Raw genomic sequence first — 14,576 nt, forward strand, 5'->3', positions numbered from 1 at the left:
TTTTGATGTCATTAGATTCGGATTGCGAACGGGTAGAACTCAGGCGGCAAGGCTGAGTGTGTATGCCGTTTTATCGCCGAAGCAGCATCATGAGGAATTGTGGCCAATAACCCCGTCAACAGCCTTAGCGCCTTGCTTGAGCAGAGCAGCGATAATTTGGCTCTGATCATCGGAAACGGCATCCACCGATACGTAGAATCGAAACGTGTAAATTCCTGGGATCAGCTGCTCGTCGAGATTGCTCAAGAGTGCTCGCCCGGGCTTGTCGAGGTACCACCTGGCACGACGCTTACAGAATTTTATGATGTGCTAGAGCTCTTGTCCGGGAGTAAGATCGGTGCTCTGCAGGAGCAATTTTGTGCGCTCCTGGACGGTTGGGATGTACTCCCACATCACCGGAAGATCATGAACTGGGCAGTACGACACTGCACTCCAGTGCTCACGACGAACTTCGATCAAGTGTTGAGCGATGCCGTCAATGCACAGTTCTGGCGTCCGCAAAATCCGAAATTTACGAGCTACTACCCGTGGGAGTGTCACTTTAGCCAAACAGCTATCACTGATCCGTGCGCTTCTTTCGGCGTTTGGCACATTAACGGAATGGTAAAATACAAGCGAAGCATTCGCTTGGGACTTAGCCACTATATGGGGTCGGTTCAGCGAGCCCGGACTTGGCTTCATCGCAGCGGCGCCGCCCCTCTCTTTGGAGCAAAGGATCGTCGCATTTGGGCAGGTGCGAATACCTGGATTCATGTTGTATTCAATAAGCCCTTGCTCATCTTTGGTTTGGCTCTTGAAGAAAACGAAGTCTTTCTGCGCTGGCTTCTGATTGAGCGTGCCAAGTACTTCAAGAAGTTTCGCGAGCGCTTTCATCCAGCTTGGTATGTTTACAAAAACGACATGTCTGACGACAGGCAGGCCGGAAAGCTCTTTTTCTTGGAGTCGATGGGAGTCAACTGTATCGCGGTTCAGACGTTCGGAGAGATCTACGACAATACAGGTTGGTTGTCCTGACGTGCCAGCTCTCAACCGCACTTGTAAGGTCGCTCGCTCCCGGGGAACGAGTGCCGCTATCGCTTCAATAGCTCATACACTACCGGATCATCCGCGCAGGCCTTGAAGCCGCATTCGAGCAAGGTCGAGGCGATGTTCGCAGCCGTCAGGCCGATCACGAGCCAGACGGCAACATGCGCGATCACGCTGGGCGCCGAGTGAGCAGCGGGGTCCTTCTCGAATTGCCGGTCGAACAGCAGCACCAGCGACAGCAGCACGATCGCCGCGACGAAGCCGATCAGTGCCCAGGTGTAATAGTGATAGCCGAACAGCGCGGTGCCGAAGCCGGGATCGCCGGGCGTGATGTGCAGCAGCACCTGCCGCGTTGAGACGGCGGCGCCGACCACGGCGGCGAGCAGTGATAGCGCATAGTGGCTGGGGCGCGGGCCGAAGCGAATGTTGAGGATCGGGCCGATGGCGAGCAGCGCGAACATGATCCGCTGCAGCAGGCATAGCGGGCAGGGCAGTTCGCCCAAAATGAACTGTGCGGCAAAGGCGGCCGCGAGCAGCGCGGCGAGGGCGTAGAGTGCGAGGACGTTGAGGGCGATAGCGCGCTGTGAGGTCATGATGGCCTCAGAACGACAGTTTCAGCGCGTCGGTGGCGTGGTGCAGGAAGGTCGCCACGCAGGCAATCAGCACAACGGCGAACAGAGAGAATGCGAGCGTGCGGCTGCCATACCATGCGACGAGCATGGTGATGGCGATCGCCAGGAAAAGTGCGGTGAACTCCATGGTCGCTCCGGCGCTGAATGTGTCCGGTATCTTACGACAGATTCGCTGGCGCCCTGTCGCGTGTCATCTGCGTCAGTCGGCGGTCTCCGCCACGGTCGCACCTGTCTTGCCGGTGTAGTTGGTCACGGCATCCCGAAAGGCATGGACCTCGCTGTTCAGGGCGATCAGCCGTTCCGGCGTCATGCCGGCCGCGGCGAACAACGTCTCGCCGAGGCAGCGTGCCTTCTCGCGCAGCGCCGTGCCTTTGGCTGTGAGGCTGACGACGACCTGCCGCTCATCGTCCGGATTTCGCCTGCGCGCGACGAAGCCGGCCTGTTCGAGCCGCTTCACCAGCGGCGTGACCGTGCTCGATTCCAGCGCCAGCCGGTCGGCGATGCCGCCGACGCTCTGTGCGCCGCCCTCCCACAATGTGCTCAGCACGAGATATTGCGGGTAGGTGATCTTGAGCGCGTCGAGCAGCGGCTTGTAGGCCCGGCCGATGGCCATGCTGGCGCTGTAGAGCGAAAAACAGAGCTGGTGATCCAGCGGAATGTCGGCGGGCACCACGGCAACTCTCCTCACGTCGATATCACAATAATGTATATCGCGATAAATAAATATGGACAAGGCGGTGATCGAGCCAATAAACATATCGCGATATTAGTTATCGTAATATGTAATTTGACCAAGGTTCTTCCGCCAGCCCGGTGGAGAGCGCCCGGTCCAAGCTTCGATGGAGACCAGCATGACCGTCCCACAGGGAACCGCCAGCCTGCCGGCCGTAGCGAGCGGAGACCTCGCACGTTATTACCTCGTCCGCGGCATCGTCGCGGCGGCCTGGGTGGCCGCCGCCTTCACCGTTGGCGTCTCGTCGCCCGGGGCCGCCGCCATCCTGCTGGTCAGCTATCCCGCCTGGGATGCACTTGCGAACTGGTTCGATGCCCAGGGCAGCGGCGGCTTGCTGGCCAATCCCTCGCAGGCGCTGAATGTGGGGGTGAGCCTCATTGCCGCACTGGCCGTGGCCATCGCCTTGCGCACGGGGATGAATGCCGTACTCGCGGTGTTCGGCGTCTGGGCGGCATTGGCGGGCCTCGCGCAACTGGTCACCGGCGTTCGACGCTGGCGCGCATTCGGTGCGCAGTGGGCGATGATCCTGAGCGGAGCGCAGTCGACCGCGGCCGGCCTGTTCTTTGTCAAGCAGGCGGGCGGCGCCACAGTGCCGACGATCGTGGATATCGCGCCCTATGCCGGTTTCGGCGCCTTCTATTTCCTGGTGTCGGCGCTGTGGTTGATCTTCGCGAACCGCGGGCGTACGGCCTGAGATCTGAGGACAAACCGATGATGTCGGCCCCAGCATCATCGGTGGCCTCTGTGGATGATCGCGGATTTGCTGTCAGCCGCTGCTGCCTGATCTGCTAGTCAGGTGAGAACGACGATCACTCTTGGCAGGCACGGCGACATCTCATGGCCATCACCATCTACGGTATCAAGAATTGCGATACGATGAAGAAAGCGCGCGTCTGGCTCGACAGCCATGGCGTCGCCTACAGCTTCCATGACTACAAGGCCGAAGGCATCGACAAGGCGCGGCTGCAGCGCTGGGCCAAGGAGGTCGGCTGGGAGACGCTGCTCAATCGCGCCGGCACCACGTTTCGCAAGCTCGATGACGCTGCCAAGGAAGGTCTGAACGAGAGCAAGGCAATCGCGCTGATGCTCGAGCAGCCCTCGATGATCAAGCGGCCTGTGCTCGATCTTGGCGGCAAGCTTGTGGTTGGTTTCAAGCCGGAGATTTACGCAAAAGACGTAAAATAGCGATCAGTCGATCTCGACGACGTCGCCGGCTGCGAGCCGGTGCGGCGCACGATAGGACAGGCTGCGATCGATCACCGCGCGGAGTTTCGGCACCGGCACGCTGTGATGGCCGCGCATCAGATTTTTGATTTCGAATCCACCGTCCTCGCTGATCGTCTTGAGCGACGCGATGATATGGGTGACGCCATTGCCTGATGAGAACGGCATCAGCATCCGCTCATAGGCGACAACACGACCGTTGACATCGTCGATCATCGAGACGGTGTAAGTCGGCAACTCGCGTGCGATACATTCATGATAGGCCGGCAGCACGACAGGACCGAGGATCGGACCGAGATAGTCGTCGAGATAGCGGCCCTTGCCGGTGGTACCATAGGCGCTCGCCATGCGGGTGCCGTTGCTGTCGATGATGAGCCGCGGCGGTGCCGTGCTGTGATTAACAATGTAGTCGACGAGATCAGGACGTTCGTCGTCCATCCGATCCGGGCGATAGTTGGCGATATCGGGCAGGGCCTGTTGCGGCGCATAGAGCCGTAGCCAGCAGTTCAGCAGATCGCGCTGCCGAATGGACTTCACCACGGACGCGTCGGCGCTCTGGAAGTCCACGGCAACGATCCCCCTGATATCGATCGAGGGTAGTATGAGTACAGTGAGCAAATAATCAATGAACGCGGGAAGTCGCCTCGCAATACAATTAACGAGCGATTTTCAAAGCTCCTTGCGGCGCAAACAGATGGTGCGTTCTGCACGGTGGACCGATCGCAGGCGGACTCTGCTTTTTGCATGCGCAGGGGGCTAACTGCCTACGACTAAGGGCGAAGTCAGTGCGACAGGCAGTCCACCCAATTCTGCCGCATTGCACCTTGCGTTCGCCGTCGCGTTGACGGCATATTCGCGCCACTCGATGTGGCCGCGCGGGGATGACTTTCAGTTTTCCCCGAAATGCGGCTGCGCAAAAAGTTGGCCACTGGCGGAGACACACGCCGGGAAGGTCGATGGGGGAAATTTGCTTGACCGATGAGTTCATTCTCGAAACCAACGGATTGACCAAGGAATTTGCGGGCTTTTTCGCAGTCCGCGATGTCAGTCTCAAAGTTCGCCGCGGCACCATTCACGCATTGATCGGCCCTAACGGCGCCGGCAAGACGACGTGTTTCAATCTGCTGACCAAGTTCATGCAGCCGTCCGCCGGCCAGATTTTCTACAAGGGCAAGGACATCACCGCGACGGCGCCCGCCGACGTGGCGCGCCTTGGCCTCGTACGTTCGTTCCAGATTTCCGCAGTGTTTCCGCATCTGACGGCGCTGGAGAATGTCCGTGTTGCACTGCAGCGTCAGCATGGATCGTCGTTTGACTTCTGGCGGTCCAAGAGCGTGCTGGATCAGTACAATCAACGCGCCGCTGAACTGCTCGACGACGTCGGCCTCAGCGAATTTGCCAATACGCCCGCCGTGGAAATGCCCTATGGCCGCAAGCGGGCATTAGAGATCGCCACTACGCTGGCGCTCGATCCCGAGATGATGCTGCTCGACGAGCCGATGGCCGGCATGGGCCACGAGGACATCGACAAGATCGCAGCGCTGATCAAGCGCATCTCGGCGAAGTATACCATCCTGATGGTCGAACATAACCTCAGCGTCGTGTCCAATCTGTCGGACATCATTACCGTTCTGACTCGCGGAAAGGTTCTTGCGGAAGGCAGCTACGCCGATCTGACCAAGGACGAGCGCGTCAAGGAAGCTTATCTGGGAGCCGGGCATGGCTGAGATCACAATGGCCGCACCGGCAACGACTGCAGCAACCGGCAATCCAATTCTCAGCATTGAGAATCTCGAAGCCTGGTATGGCGAGTCGCACATTCTTCACGGCATCAATTTCAACGTGAAGCCGGGCGAAGTCGTCACGCTGCTCGGTCGCAACGGCGCCGGCAAGACTACGACGCTGAAGTCCATCATGGGCATCATCGGCAAGCGCACCGGCTCGATAAAGTTCGAAGGCAACGAGATCATCAAGACCTCGTCGGACAAGATCGCGAAGCAGGGCATCGCATTCTGTCCGGAAGAACGCGGCATCTTCTCCAGCCTCGACGTGAAAGAGAATCTGATGCTGCCGCCGACGATCCGGCCGGGCGGGTTGTCTCTGGATCAGATCTTCGAGCTGTTTCCAAATCTGAAAGAGCGTCTCAACAGCCAAGGGACAAAACTCTCCGGCGGTGAGCAACAAATGCTGGCGATCGGCCGCATCCTGCGCACCGGCGCGCGCTTCCTGATGCTGGACGAGCCGACCGAAGGTCTCGCACCTGTCATCATCCAGCAGATCGGCCACACCATTGCGCGGCTGAAGTCGGAGGGCTTCACCATCCTGCTGGTCGAGCAGAACTTCCGTTTCGCTGCCACGGTGGCGGATCGTTACTACATCGTCGAGCACGGCAAGATCATCGATGGCTTCGCCAATTCCGAGCTCTCGGCGAATATGGACAAGCTGCATACGTATCTCGGCGTCTAATATCGAATAACGGACCGAGCCAACGGTCCGACGATAGACACAACCATCAATACGGGTAGGGAGCACAGAATGAATAAAGTCGTTTCGACGTCGCTGCTGGGTTTTGCGCTGATGATGAGCGCAAGCTCGCTTGCGTTCGCCCAGGACAAGACCGCCAAGATCGGCGTGCTGAACGACCAGTCCGGCCTCTATGCCGATATCACCGGACAGGGCTCGGTGCTTGCCGCGCAGATGGCGGTCGAGGACTCCGGTCTGGTCGCCAAGGGCTGGAAGATCGACGTGCTGGTCGGAGATCACCAGAACAAGCCCGATATCGGCGTCAACATCGTGCGTCAGTGGTACGATCGCGACAAGCTCGACGTCGTCGTCGACGTGCCGACCTCGTCGGTCGGTCTCGCCGTCAACAACGTGGTCAAGGAAAAGAACGGCGTCTACCTGAATTCGGGTTCGGGAACGTCGGACCTGTCCAACGCACAGTGCTCGCCGAACACCATTCACTGGGCTTACGATACCTATCAGCTCGCCAACGGCACCGGCACGGCGCTGACCAAGTCCGGCGGCGATACCTGGTTCTTCCTGACCGCGGACTACGCCTTCGGGACGGCGCTCGAGCGCGACACCACCAACGCCGTCAACGCTGTCGGCGGCAAGGTGCTGGGCAGCGTTCGTCCGCCGCTCAACACCGCCGACTTCTCGTCGTTCCTGCTGCAGGCACAGACATCCAAGGCCAAGGTCATTGGCCTCGCCAATGCCGGCGGCGACACCATCAATTCGATCAAGCAGGCGTCAGAATTCGGCATCGTTAAGGGTGGCCAGAAGCTGGCCGGCCTTCTGATGTTCATCACCGACGTCCATTCGCTCGGTCTGCCGGTTGCCAACGGCCTGAACCTGACCGAGACCTTCTATTGGGATCTCAACGACGGTACCCGTGCATTCTCCAAGCGATTCCAGGACCGCGCGAAGAACAAGGCCATGCCGACCACGGTGCAGGCTGGCGTCTACTCATCGCTGATCCACTACTTCAAGACCCTCGACGCGATGGGCGGCAACTCCCATGACGGATTGAAGATCGTCGACAAGATGAAGGCGACCCCGACCGACGACATCATCTTCGGCAAGGGCACGATCCAGCCGAACGGTCGCAAGCTGCACCCGGCCTATCTGTTCGAGGTGAAGAAGCCCGAGGAGTCAAAGGGGCCCTGGGATTACTACAAGCTGGTGGCGACGATCCCTGCCGATCAGGCCTTCACGCCGCTCGACAAGAGTGCTTGTCCGCTTTTGAAGAAGACCTAATTTAGAAGCCCGTCGTCCAAATCATTGAGAGGAAGCCATGAAAAACAAGATTTCAACCGCACTTCTTGGCACGGCGCTTTCGCTGGCCATGGCGGGCATCGCCATGGCCCAGGACAAGACCGTCAAGATCGGCGCACTCAGCGATCAGTCCGGTCTCTATGCCGATCTCGGCGGCCCGGGTTCGACCCTGGCTGCGCAGATGGCGGCGGAGGACTCCGGTCTGATGGCCAAGGGCTGGAAGATCGACATCATCTCCGGCGATCACCAGAACAAGCCGGACATCGGCTCCAACATCGCGCGGCAGTGGTTCGACGTCGACAAGGTCGACACCATCGTCGACGTACCGAATTCCGGCGTGGCACTGGCGGTGAACAACATCGTCAAGGAGAAGAACGGCGTCTACATCAATTCGGGCGCCGCGACGTCGGATCTCACCAATGCGCAGTGTTCGCCGAACACCGTGCACTGGACCTACGACACCTACATGCTCGCCCATTCGACCGGGCAGGCGATGGTCAAAGCCGGCGGTGACAGCTGGTTCTTCCTCACCGCCGACTACGCCTTCGGTGCCGCGCTGGAGCGCGATACCTCGGAAGTCGTCAAATCCTCGGGCGGCAAGGTGGTCGGCGGCGTCAAGCATCCGCTCAACACCGCGGACTTCTCCTCCTTCCTGCTGCAGGCGCAGTCGTCGAAGGCCAAGGTCATCGGCCTGGCCAATGCCGGCGGCGACACCACCAACTCGATCAAGCAGGCGGCTGAATTCGGCATCGCCAAGGGCGGTCAGAAGCTCGCGGCGTTGCTGCTGTTCATCACCGACGTCAAGGCGATCGGTCTTGAAACCGCACAGGGCCTCAGCTTCACCGAGACTTTCTACTGGGACCTGAACGACAAGACCCGCGACTTCTCCAAGAAGTTCGCAGCGCGCATGAAGAACGGCGCTCCGCCGTCGATGGTGCAGGCGGGCGTGTATGCCGGCTTGATCCACTACTTCAAGGCGCTGGAAGCGCTCGGCAGCAATCCACATGATGGCGCGAAGATCGTTGCCAAGATGAAGGAATTGCCGACCGATGATCCGCTGTTCGGGCAGGGCAAGATCGAAGCCAATGGCCGCAAGATTCACCCGGGCTATCTGTTCGAAGTGAAGAAGCCGTCGGAATCGAAGGCGCCGTGGGATTTCTACAAGCTTGCCGGTACAGTGCCAGCCGATCAGGCCTTTACACCGATCGAGAAGAGCACCTGTGCGCTGCTGAAGAAATAAGATCGTTGGCCCGGCGGCGCCGCGCTGCCGGGCCAAGACTTTCCTGCGATAAGAGTTGAGAACAACATGTCGATCAATCTACAGGCCCTGTCTGCGCAATTGCTGGTCGGACTCATCAACGGCTCGTTCTATGCGCTGTTAAGTCTCGGCCTCGCCGTGATCTTCGGCATGCTGAACATCATTAATTTCGCCCATGGCGCCGTCTATATGATGGGCGCGTTTGCGGCATACTTCCTGCTCAATCTGGCTGGCATCGGCTACTGGCCGGCGCTGATCCTGGCGCCGCTGGCGGTCGGCCTGTTCGGCATGGTGATGGAACGCACCATGCTGAAATGGATCGCCAATCTCGACCATCTCTATGGCCTGTTGCTGACATTCGGTCTGGCGCTGATCATCCAGGGCGTGTTCCAGAATTATTTCGGCTCGTCGGGTCTGCCTTACGCGATCCCGGATGCGCTCAAGGGCGGCATGAATCTCGGCTTCATGTTCCTGCCAATCTATCGCGGCTGGGTCGTTATCTTCTCGCTGGTGGTCTGTATCGCGACCTGGTTCCTGATCGAGCGTACGCGGCTCGGCGCCTATCTGCGCGCCGCGACGGAAAACCCCACGCTGGTCCGCGCCTTCGGCATCAACGTGCCGCTGATGATCACGCTGACCTACGGGCTCGGCGTCGGTCTGGCGGCACTCGCGGGCGTGCTGTCGGCGCCGATCAACCAGGTTCGCCCGCTGATGGGTGCGGACCTGATCATCGTCGTGTTCGCGGTCGTCGTGATCGGCGGCATGGGCTCGATCATGGGCTCCATCATCACCGGTTTCGCCCTCGGCATCATCGAGGGTCTGACCAAGTATTTTTACCCCGAGGCCTCCAACACTGTCGTCTTCGTGCTGATGGTGCTGGTGCTCCTTGTGAAACCTTCCGGACTGACGGGACGGGCTGCCTGATATGACAACGATCACTGAAAACGCCATTCCGTCACCCCGCCGCACCGTCAAAGACGAGATGGTCGCCTTTGCGATCATGACCGCGCTGTTGCTGGTCGTGCCGCTCACTGGCGTCTATCCGTTCTTCGTGATGCAGGCGCTCTGCTTCGCGCTACTCGCCTGTGCCTTCAACCTTTTGATCGGCTATGGCGGTCTGCTGTCCTTCGGCCACGCGATGTTCCTGGGCACCGCCGGCTACTGCACGGCGCATGCGCTGAAAGTGTGGGGCCTGACGCCCGAACTCGGCATCGTCGTCGGTGTCGTCGCGGCCGCTGCGCTCAGCGTCGTCACCGGCCTGATCGCCATTCGTCGTCAGGGCATCTACTTCGCCATGATCACGCTGGCGCTGTCGCAGCTCCTGTACTTCGTTTATCTGCAGACGCCGTTCACCCACGGTGAAGACGGTATCCAGGGCATTCCGCAGGGCACGCTGTTCGGCCTGTTCAATCTCTCGAAGCCGATCACGCTGTATTACGTGATCCTCGCCGGCTTCACGCTGGGCTTCCTGATCATCTACCGCGCCATCAACTCGCCGTTCGGCGAGGTGCTCAAGGCGATCCGTGAGAACGAGCCGCGTGCGGTGTCGCTCGGCTACAAGACCGACCAGTACAAGCTCTTGGCCTATATCCTGTCCGGCACGCTGGCCGGTTTCGCCGGCGCGCTGAAGGTGTTTGTGGCGCAGAACGCTTCGCTCACCGACGTGCACTGGAGCATGTCCGGTGAAATCGTGCTGATCACCCTGGTCGGCGGCCTCGGTACGCTGTTCGGTCCCGTGGTCGGCGCCTTCGTGATCATCGCCATGCAGCAATACCTCGCCGGCTTCGGCCAGTGGGTAACGGTGATCCAGGGCGTGATCTTTGTGGTCTGCGTGCTGACCTTCCGCCGCGGCGTCATCGGCGAAATCGCGCATTACTTCAAGCGGTCGCTCTAAATCCAGGCACTGCCTCAGGAAAAGCAGGCTGTCATAAAGCGGTGGATGATCGGGCCTAAAAGGTGCGCGATTGCCCGTCTTGGCCGGAAATGCTTTATGACATCCGTGTGACACAGGGCCGCCGGCGGTGGCCCCGCGGGACCATGTCCGCCATCTGGCGGTCCGGTCGCTGCGTTTTCCTGACAGTTGGATGAGATGATGCTGCGTTGGTTCCGGTCCTTTCTGCCCCGGGAGGAAAGGTTTTTCGACCTGTTCGCCCGCCATTCAGTGACCGTGGTCGAGGGCTCCAAGGCGCTTGCGGGGATGCTGGAAGGCGGCGACGAGACGCCGGTCTACTGTCAGCGCGTCAACCAGTTCGAGAACGACGCCGACGCCATCACCCGCGAGGTGCTGACCGCCGTTCGCCGCACTTTCATCACGCCGTTCGATCGCGTCGACATCAAGAACCTCATCACGGCGATGGATGATTCCATCGACCAGATGCAGCAGACGGCGAAAGCGGTGATGCTGTTCGAGGTACGCCAGTTCGAGCCGCCGATGCGCGAAATCGGCACGCTGCTGGTGGAATGCGCCAACCTTGTCGGTCGCGCCGTGCCGCTGATGAGCGCCATCGGCGATAATGTCGGCCTGCTCACGGCGATCACCGAGGAAGTCGGCAAGCTCGAAGGCCGCGTCGACGATCTGCACGACATCGGGCTCAAGGAGCTCTTTCTCAAGCATCGTGACGCCAACACCATGGATTTCGTGGTCGGCGCCGAGATCTACAAGCACCTTGAAAAGGTGGCCGACCGCTTCGACGACGTCGCGAACGAGATCAACAGCATCGTCATCGAACAAGTATAAGGCAGGGCCATCAGGTGGACGCCACGCTCGCCTTTCCGGTGCTGATCGGCCTCATCGCCATCGCATTGCTGTTCGACTTTCTCAACGGCTTGCATGACGCTGCCAATTCGATCGCGACGATCGTCTCGACGCGCGTGCTGCGGCCGCAATATGCCGTGCTGTGGGCGGCATTCTTCAACTTCATCGCCTTCCTGGTATTCGGTCTGCATGTCGCCAACACCATCGGCACCGGGATCATCGAGCCCAGCGTCATCGATCCCGCGGTGATCTTTGCGGCCCTGATGGGCGCCATCGTCTGGAACGTGATCACCTGGGGCCTCGGCATTCCCTCAAGCTCGTCGCATGCGTTGATCGGTGGCTTGCTCGGGGCAGGTGTCGCCAAGGCAGGACTCTCGGCAGCCTTGTGGACCGGGCTGTCCAAGGCGCTGCTGGCCATTGTGCTGTCGCCGCTGGTGGGCTTCCTGCTGGCGCTGGTGCTGGTGGCCATCGTGTCATGGGCCTCGGTGCGCTCGACGCCCTTCGCCGTGGACCGCGCCTTCCGCATCCTGCAATTCGTCTCGGCTTCGCTGTATTCGCTCGGCCATGGCGGCAATGATGCGCAGAAGACCATGGGCATCATCGCTGTGCTGCTGTACTCGCAGGGCCATCTCGGGACGGAGTTTTCCGTGCCGTTCTGGGTCGTGCTGTCATGTCAGGCGGCGATGGCGCTGGGCACGCTGATGGGCGGCTGGCGCATTGTCCGCACCATGGGCCTGCGCATCACCAAGCTCACGCCGATGCAGGGCTTCTGCGCCGAGACCGGCGGTGCCGCGACGCTATTTGCGGCGACGTTCCTCGGCGTTCCCGTCTCGACCACGCACACCATCACCGGCGCGATCGTCGGTGTCGGCGCGGCACGTCGTGTGTCAGCGGTGCGCTGGAACGTGGCGAGTTCGATCGTCTATGCCTGGGTGATCACGATCCCGGCCGCGGCGATCGTTGCCGCCGCGACCTGGTGGATCGTGAAGCTGCTGCATCTGAGCTTTATCTGACGCAGGTCATGACACCAGCTTCAGCCCGGCAATGCCTGCCACGATCAGCCCGATACAGGTGATCCGCGCGACGGTGGCCGGGTCGCCGAATAGGTACATGCCCAGCGCTGCGGTGCCGACCGCGCCGATGCCGGTCCACACCGCATAGGCGGTTCCCATCGGCAGTTCCTTGAGGGCGAGGGCAAGCATGCCGACTGACGCGGTCATGCTGATGAGGGTGAGGACGGAGGGAACGAGGCGGGTGAAGCCTTCGGTATATTTGAGCCCGACGGCCCAGCCGACTTCAAGCAGACCCGCAACGAACAACAATAGCCAAGCCATGGGATGACCCCTGTAAACAGGCAGGGCCGTCCCTGCGGATGATGATGATTTGGAGGTCGTCCTCGCAGGGGTTATATGGGACCCACGCAGCCGGATCGCAACGCGGCCGATGGTCGCCACTTCGGCCAGTTTCCCGCCCAAAATCCCTTGATTGCGCCCGTTTTCCCTGCCACAGGCACGTTTATGTCCGATATCGCCCTTTCCGCCGACTCAGCCGCGCGTTCCCCGCTTGCCAATGAGGTCGCCCGCCGCCGCACTTTCGCGATCATCTCGCATCCTGACGCCGGCAAGACCACGCTGACCGAAAAGCTGCTGCTGTTCGGCGGCGCCATCAATCTGGCGGGCCAGGTCAAGGCCAAGGGCGAGCGCCGCAACACGCGCTCCGACTGGATGAAGATCGAGCGCGACCGCGGCATCTCCGTCGTCACCTCGGTGATGACCTTCGAATTCCAGGGCCACGTCTTCAACCTGCTCGACACGCCGGGCCATGAAGACTTCTCGGAAGACACCTATCGCACGCTCACCGCGGTCGACAGCGCCGTCATGGTGATCGACGCCGCCAAAGGTATCGAGGCGCGCACGCTGAAGCTGATCGAGGTTTGTCGTCTCCGCGACATCCCGATCATCACCTTCATCAACAAGATGGACCGCGAGAGCCGCGATGTGTTCGATCTCCTGGACGAGATCGAGAAGACGCTGGCGCTCGACACCACGCCAATCAACTGGCCGGTCGGCCGCGGCCGCGATTTCATGGGCACCTATGACATCGAGACCGGTGGCATCCGCCTGCTCGAGGGCGGCGGCGCCAAGACCGGCGCAGCCGAGAAGATCAAGATTGCCGATCTGGCCGGCCGCAACCCCAATCTCGATGCCAGCGAGGTCGCCGACGAACTCGAACTGGTGAAGGAAGCCTCGAAGCCGTTCGACCTGCAGTCGTTCCGCGAAGGCCATATGACGCCAGTCTATTTCGGCAGTGCGCTGCGCAATTTCGGCGTCGGCGATCTGCTCGAAGGTCTCGGCCGTTTTGCGCCATCGCCGCGCGCGCAGGAATCTAATTTGCGCAAGGTCGAGGCCGACGAGCCCCGGATGTCGGCCTTCGTGTTCAAGATCCAGGCGAACATGGACCCCAACCATCGCGACCGTATCGCCTTTGCGCGGCTGTGCTCCGGCAAGCTGACAAGGGGCATGAAGGCCAAGCTGGTGCGCACCGGCAAGAACATGTCGCTGTCGTCGCCGCAATTCTTCTTCGCGCAGGACCGCGCCATCGCGGACGAAGCCTATGCCGGCGACGTGGTCGGCATCCCCAATCACGGCACGTTGCGCATCGGCGATACGCTGACCGATGGCGAGGACATCACCTTTATCGGCGTGCCGTCCTTCGCGCCGGAAATCGTGCGCCGCGTGCGTCTCGGCGATGCGATGAAGGCGAAGAAGCTGAAGGAAGCCTTGCAGCAGATGTCGGAAGAGGGCGTCGTTCAGGTGTTCCGCCCGCGCGACGGCGCGCCGGCGCTGGTCGGCGTCGTCGGCCCGCTGCAGCTCGATGTGCTGAAGGCGCGGCTCGATGCGGAATATCAGTTGCCCGTGAGTTTCGAAGTCTCGGAATTCTCGCTGGCGCGCTGGATCTCGTCGGAGGACAAGAAGAAGCTCGAGACCTTCATGTCGAACAACAATTCCGGCGTCGCGGATGACGTCGACGGCGATCCGGTATTCCTGGCGAAGAACGATTTCTATCTGAACTACACCAAGGAACGCGCCGAGGGGATTGTGTTCTCTGATATCAAGGACGTGAAGAAGCAGGGGTGAGGGGTGGTGAGGTCGAGATTGCTGTAAGGCCCGG

17 protein-coding genes are annotated in these 14,576 nt (G+C 60.6%); 12 read left to right on the plus strand and 5 right to left on the minus strand.

The genetic code is table 11. The features are described from left to right. The first annotated feature begins 99 nt into the window (after positions 1–99). Positions 100–1,014 (plus strand): hypothetical protein, encoded by a 915-nt coding sequence (locus AB7951_RS10835; protein ID WP_199712119.1) that lies wholly within the window; start codon positions 100–102, stop codon positions 1,012–1,014. A 56-nt stretch (positions 1,015–1,070) separates the two neighbouring features. On the opposite strand, the gene AB7951_RS10840 is transcribed toward AB7951_RS10835, so the two are convergent. From AB7951_RS10840 to AB7951_RS10850, 3 genes are all read right to left on the minus strand, one after another. Then, the gene (locus AB7951_RS10840) at positions 1,071–1,619 is read right to left on the minus strand and encodes a disulfide bond formation protein B (RefSeq protein ID WP_120292238.1); all 549 of its coding nucleotides are present in this window, start codon (positions 1,617–1,619) and stop codon (positions 1,071–1,073) included. Between the two features lie 7 nt (positions 1,620–1,626). Then, a complete protein-coding gene (locus AB7951_RS10845; protein ID WP_176454532.1) occupies positions 1,627–1,785 on the minus strand; it encodes a DUF5993 family protein in 159 nt (52 codons plus the stop codon). 72 nt (positions 1,786–1,857) lie between these two features. Continuing rightward, entirely contained in the window at positions 1,858–2,271 is a 414-nt protein-coding gene (locus tag AB7951_RS10850; protein ID WP_439062666.1) for a MarR family winged helix-turn-helix transcriptional regulator, read from the minus strand. Between the two features lie 238 nt (positions 2,272–2,509). Here AB7951_RS10850 and AB7951_RS10855 point away from each other — a divergent pair, with 238 nt between their 5' ends. Beyond that, positions 2,510–3,085: a DUF308 domain-containing protein gene (locus AB7951_RS10855; RefSeq protein ID WP_120292543.1), complete on the plus strand. Its 576-nt coding sequence runs from the start codon at positions 2,510–2,512 to the stop codon at positions 3,083–3,085. A 143-nt stretch (positions 3,086–3,228) separates the two neighbouring features. Further along, positions 3,229–3,576, plus strand: a complete 348-nt coding sequence (locus AB7951_RS10860; RefSeq protein ID WP_120292243.1) for an ArsC family reductase — start codon at positions 3,229–3,231, stop codon at positions 3,574–3,576. Between the two features lie 3 nt (positions 3,577–3,579). Here AB7951_RS10860 and AB7951_RS10865 read toward each other — a convergent pair whose 3' ends face one another. Further along, the gene (locus AB7951_RS10865; RefSeq protein ID WP_120292245.1) at positions 3,580–4,182 is read right to left on the minus strand and encodes a hypothetical protein; all 603 of its coding nucleotides are present in this window, start codon (positions 4,180–4,182) and stop codon (positions 3,580–3,582) included. Positions 4,183–4,586: 404 nt separating this feature from the next. On the opposite strand from AB7951_RS10865, the gene AB7951_RS10870 reads away from it, so the two are divergent. From AB7951_RS10870 to AB7951_RS10905, 8 genes are all read left to right on the plus strand, one after another. Next, complete coding sequence (locus AB7951_RS10870; RefSeq protein WP_089263895.1) at positions 4,587–5,342, plus strand: ABC transporter ATP-binding protein; 756 nt, start codon at positions 4,587–4,589, stop codon at positions 5,340–5,342. Beyond that, positions 5,335–6,081 (plus strand): ABC transporter ATP-binding protein, encoded by a 747-nt coding sequence (locus AB7951_RS10875; RefSeq protein WP_089263896.1) that lies wholly within the window; start codon positions 5,335–5,337, stop codon positions 6,079–6,081. The genes AB7951_RS10870 and AB7951_RS10875 overlap by 8 nt, the downstream gene beginning before the upstream one ends. A gap of 69 nt (positions 6,082–6,150) precedes the next feature. Further along, positions 6,151–7,374, plus strand: coding sequence for an ABC transporter substrate-binding protein (locus AB7951_RS10880; protein ID WP_120292247.1), 1,224 nt, complete (start codon positions 6,151–6,153; stop codon positions 7,372–7,374). 37 nt (positions 7,375–7,411) lie between these two features. Further along, positions 7,412–8,632, plus strand: coding sequence for an ABC transporter substrate-binding protein (locus tag AB7951_RS10885; protein WP_120292249.1), 1,221 nt, complete (start codon positions 7,412–7,414; stop codon positions 8,630–8,632). Positions 8,633–8,698: 66 nt separating this feature from the next. Beyond that, positions 8,699–9,574, plus strand: coding sequence for a branched-chain amino acid ABC transporter permease (locus tag AB7951_RS10890; RefSeq protein ID WP_089263899.1), 876 nt, complete (start codon positions 8,699–8,701; stop codon positions 9,572–9,574). Between the two features lies 1 nt (position 9,575). Continuing rightward, a complete protein-coding gene (locus AB7951_RS10895; protein WP_093758258.1) occupies positions 9,576–10,544 on the plus strand; it encodes a branched-chain amino acid ABC transporter permease in 969 nt (322 codons plus the stop codon). Between the two features lie 198 nt (positions 10,545–10,742). Then, positions 10,743–11,387 (plus strand): DUF47 domain-containing protein, encoded by a 645-nt coding sequence (locus AB7951_RS10900; protein ID WP_089264630.1) that lies wholly within the window; start codon positions 10,743–10,745, stop codon positions 11,385–11,387. Between the two features lie 14 nt (positions 11,388–11,401). Then, complete coding sequence (locus AB7951_RS10905) at positions 11,402–12,418, plus strand: inorganic phosphate transporter (RefSeq protein WP_089263901.1); 1,017 nt, start codon at positions 11,402–11,404, stop codon at positions 12,416–12,418. Positions 12,419–12,424: 6 nt separating this feature from the next. Here the strand turns inward: AB7951_RS10905 and sugE are convergent, their stop codons facing one another. Next, the gene (gene sugE, locus AB7951_RS10910; protein ID WP_093758260.1) at positions 12,425–12,739 is read right to left on the minus strand and encodes a quaternary ammonium compound efflux SMR transporter SugE; all 315 of its coding nucleotides are present in this window, start codon (positions 12,737–12,739) and stop codon (positions 12,425–12,427) included. A gap of 183 nt (positions 12,740–12,922) precedes the next feature. Between sugE and AB7951_RS10915 the strand changes: the two genes are divergently transcribed. Continuing rightward, positions 12,923–14,542, plus strand: a complete 1,620-nt coding sequence (locus tag AB7951_RS10915) for a peptide chain release factor 3 (RefSeq protein WP_120292545.1) — start codon at positions 12,923–12,925, stop codon at positions 14,540–14,542. Positions 14,543–14,576: the final 34 nt, after the last annotated feature.

It is taken from the genome of Tardiphaga sp. 285_C5_N1_2 (genome assembly GCF_052076065.1).
Taxonomy (GTDB): domain Bacteria; phylum Pseudomonadota; class Alphaproteobacteria; order Rhizobiales; family Xanthobacteraceae; genus Tardiphaga; species Tardiphaga robiniae.

Bases quoted from the DNA above. Each gene is read 5' to 3' on its own strand.
- AB7951_RS10885 (WP_120292249.1), top strand. From the start codon at position 7,412: ATGAAAAACAAGATTTCAACCGCACTTCTTGGCACGGCGCTTTCGCTG.
- AB7951_RS10880 (WP_120292247.1), top strand. From the start codon at position 6,151: ATGAATAAAGTCGTTTCGACGTCGCTGCTGGGTTTTGCGCTGATGATG.
- AB7951_RS10850 (WP_439062666.1), bottom strand. From the start codon at position 2,271: ATGGCCATCGGCCGGGCCTACAAGCCGCTGCTCGACGCGCTCAAGATC.
- sugE (WP_093758260.1), bottom strand. From the start codon at position 12,739: ATGGCTTGGCTATTGTTGTTCGTTGCGGGTCTGCTTGAAGTCGGCTGG.
- AB7951_RS10895 (WP_093758258.1), top strand. From the start codon at position 9,576: ATGACAACGATCACTGAAAACGCCATTCCGTCACCCCGCCGCACCGTC.
- AB7951_RS10840 (WP_120292238.1), bottom strand. From the start codon at position 1,619: ATGACCTCACAGCGCGCTATCGCCCTCAACGTCCTCGCACTCTACGCC.
- AB7951_RS10845 (WP_176454532.1), bottom strand. From the start codon at position 1,785: ATGGAGTTCACCGCACTTTTCCTGGCGATCGCCATCACCATGCTCGTC.
- AB7951_RS10875 (WP_089263896.1), top strand. From the start codon at position 5,335: ATGGCTGAGATCACAATGGCCGCACCGGCAACGACTGCAGCAACCGGC.
- AB7951_RS10890 (WP_089263899.1), top strand. From the start codon at position 8,699: ATGTCGATCAATCTACAGGCCCTGTCTGCGCAATTGCTGGTCGGACTC.
- AB7951_RS10900 (WP_089264630.1), top strand. From the start codon at position 10,743: ATGCTGCGTTGGTTCCGGTCCTTTCTGCCCCGGGAGGAAAGGTTTTTC.
- AB7951_RS10860 (WP_120292243.1), top strand. From the start codon at position 3,229: ATGGCCATCACCATCTACGGTATCAAGAATTGCGATACGATGAAGAAA.
- AB7951_RS10915 (WP_120292545.1), top strand. From the start codon at position 12,923: ATGTCCGATATCGCCCTTTCCGCCGACTCAGCCGCGCGTTCCCCGCTT.
- AB7951_RS10855 (WP_120292543.1), top strand. From the start codon at position 2,510: ATGACCGTCCCACAGGGAACCGCCAGCCTGCCGGCCGTAGCGAGCGGA.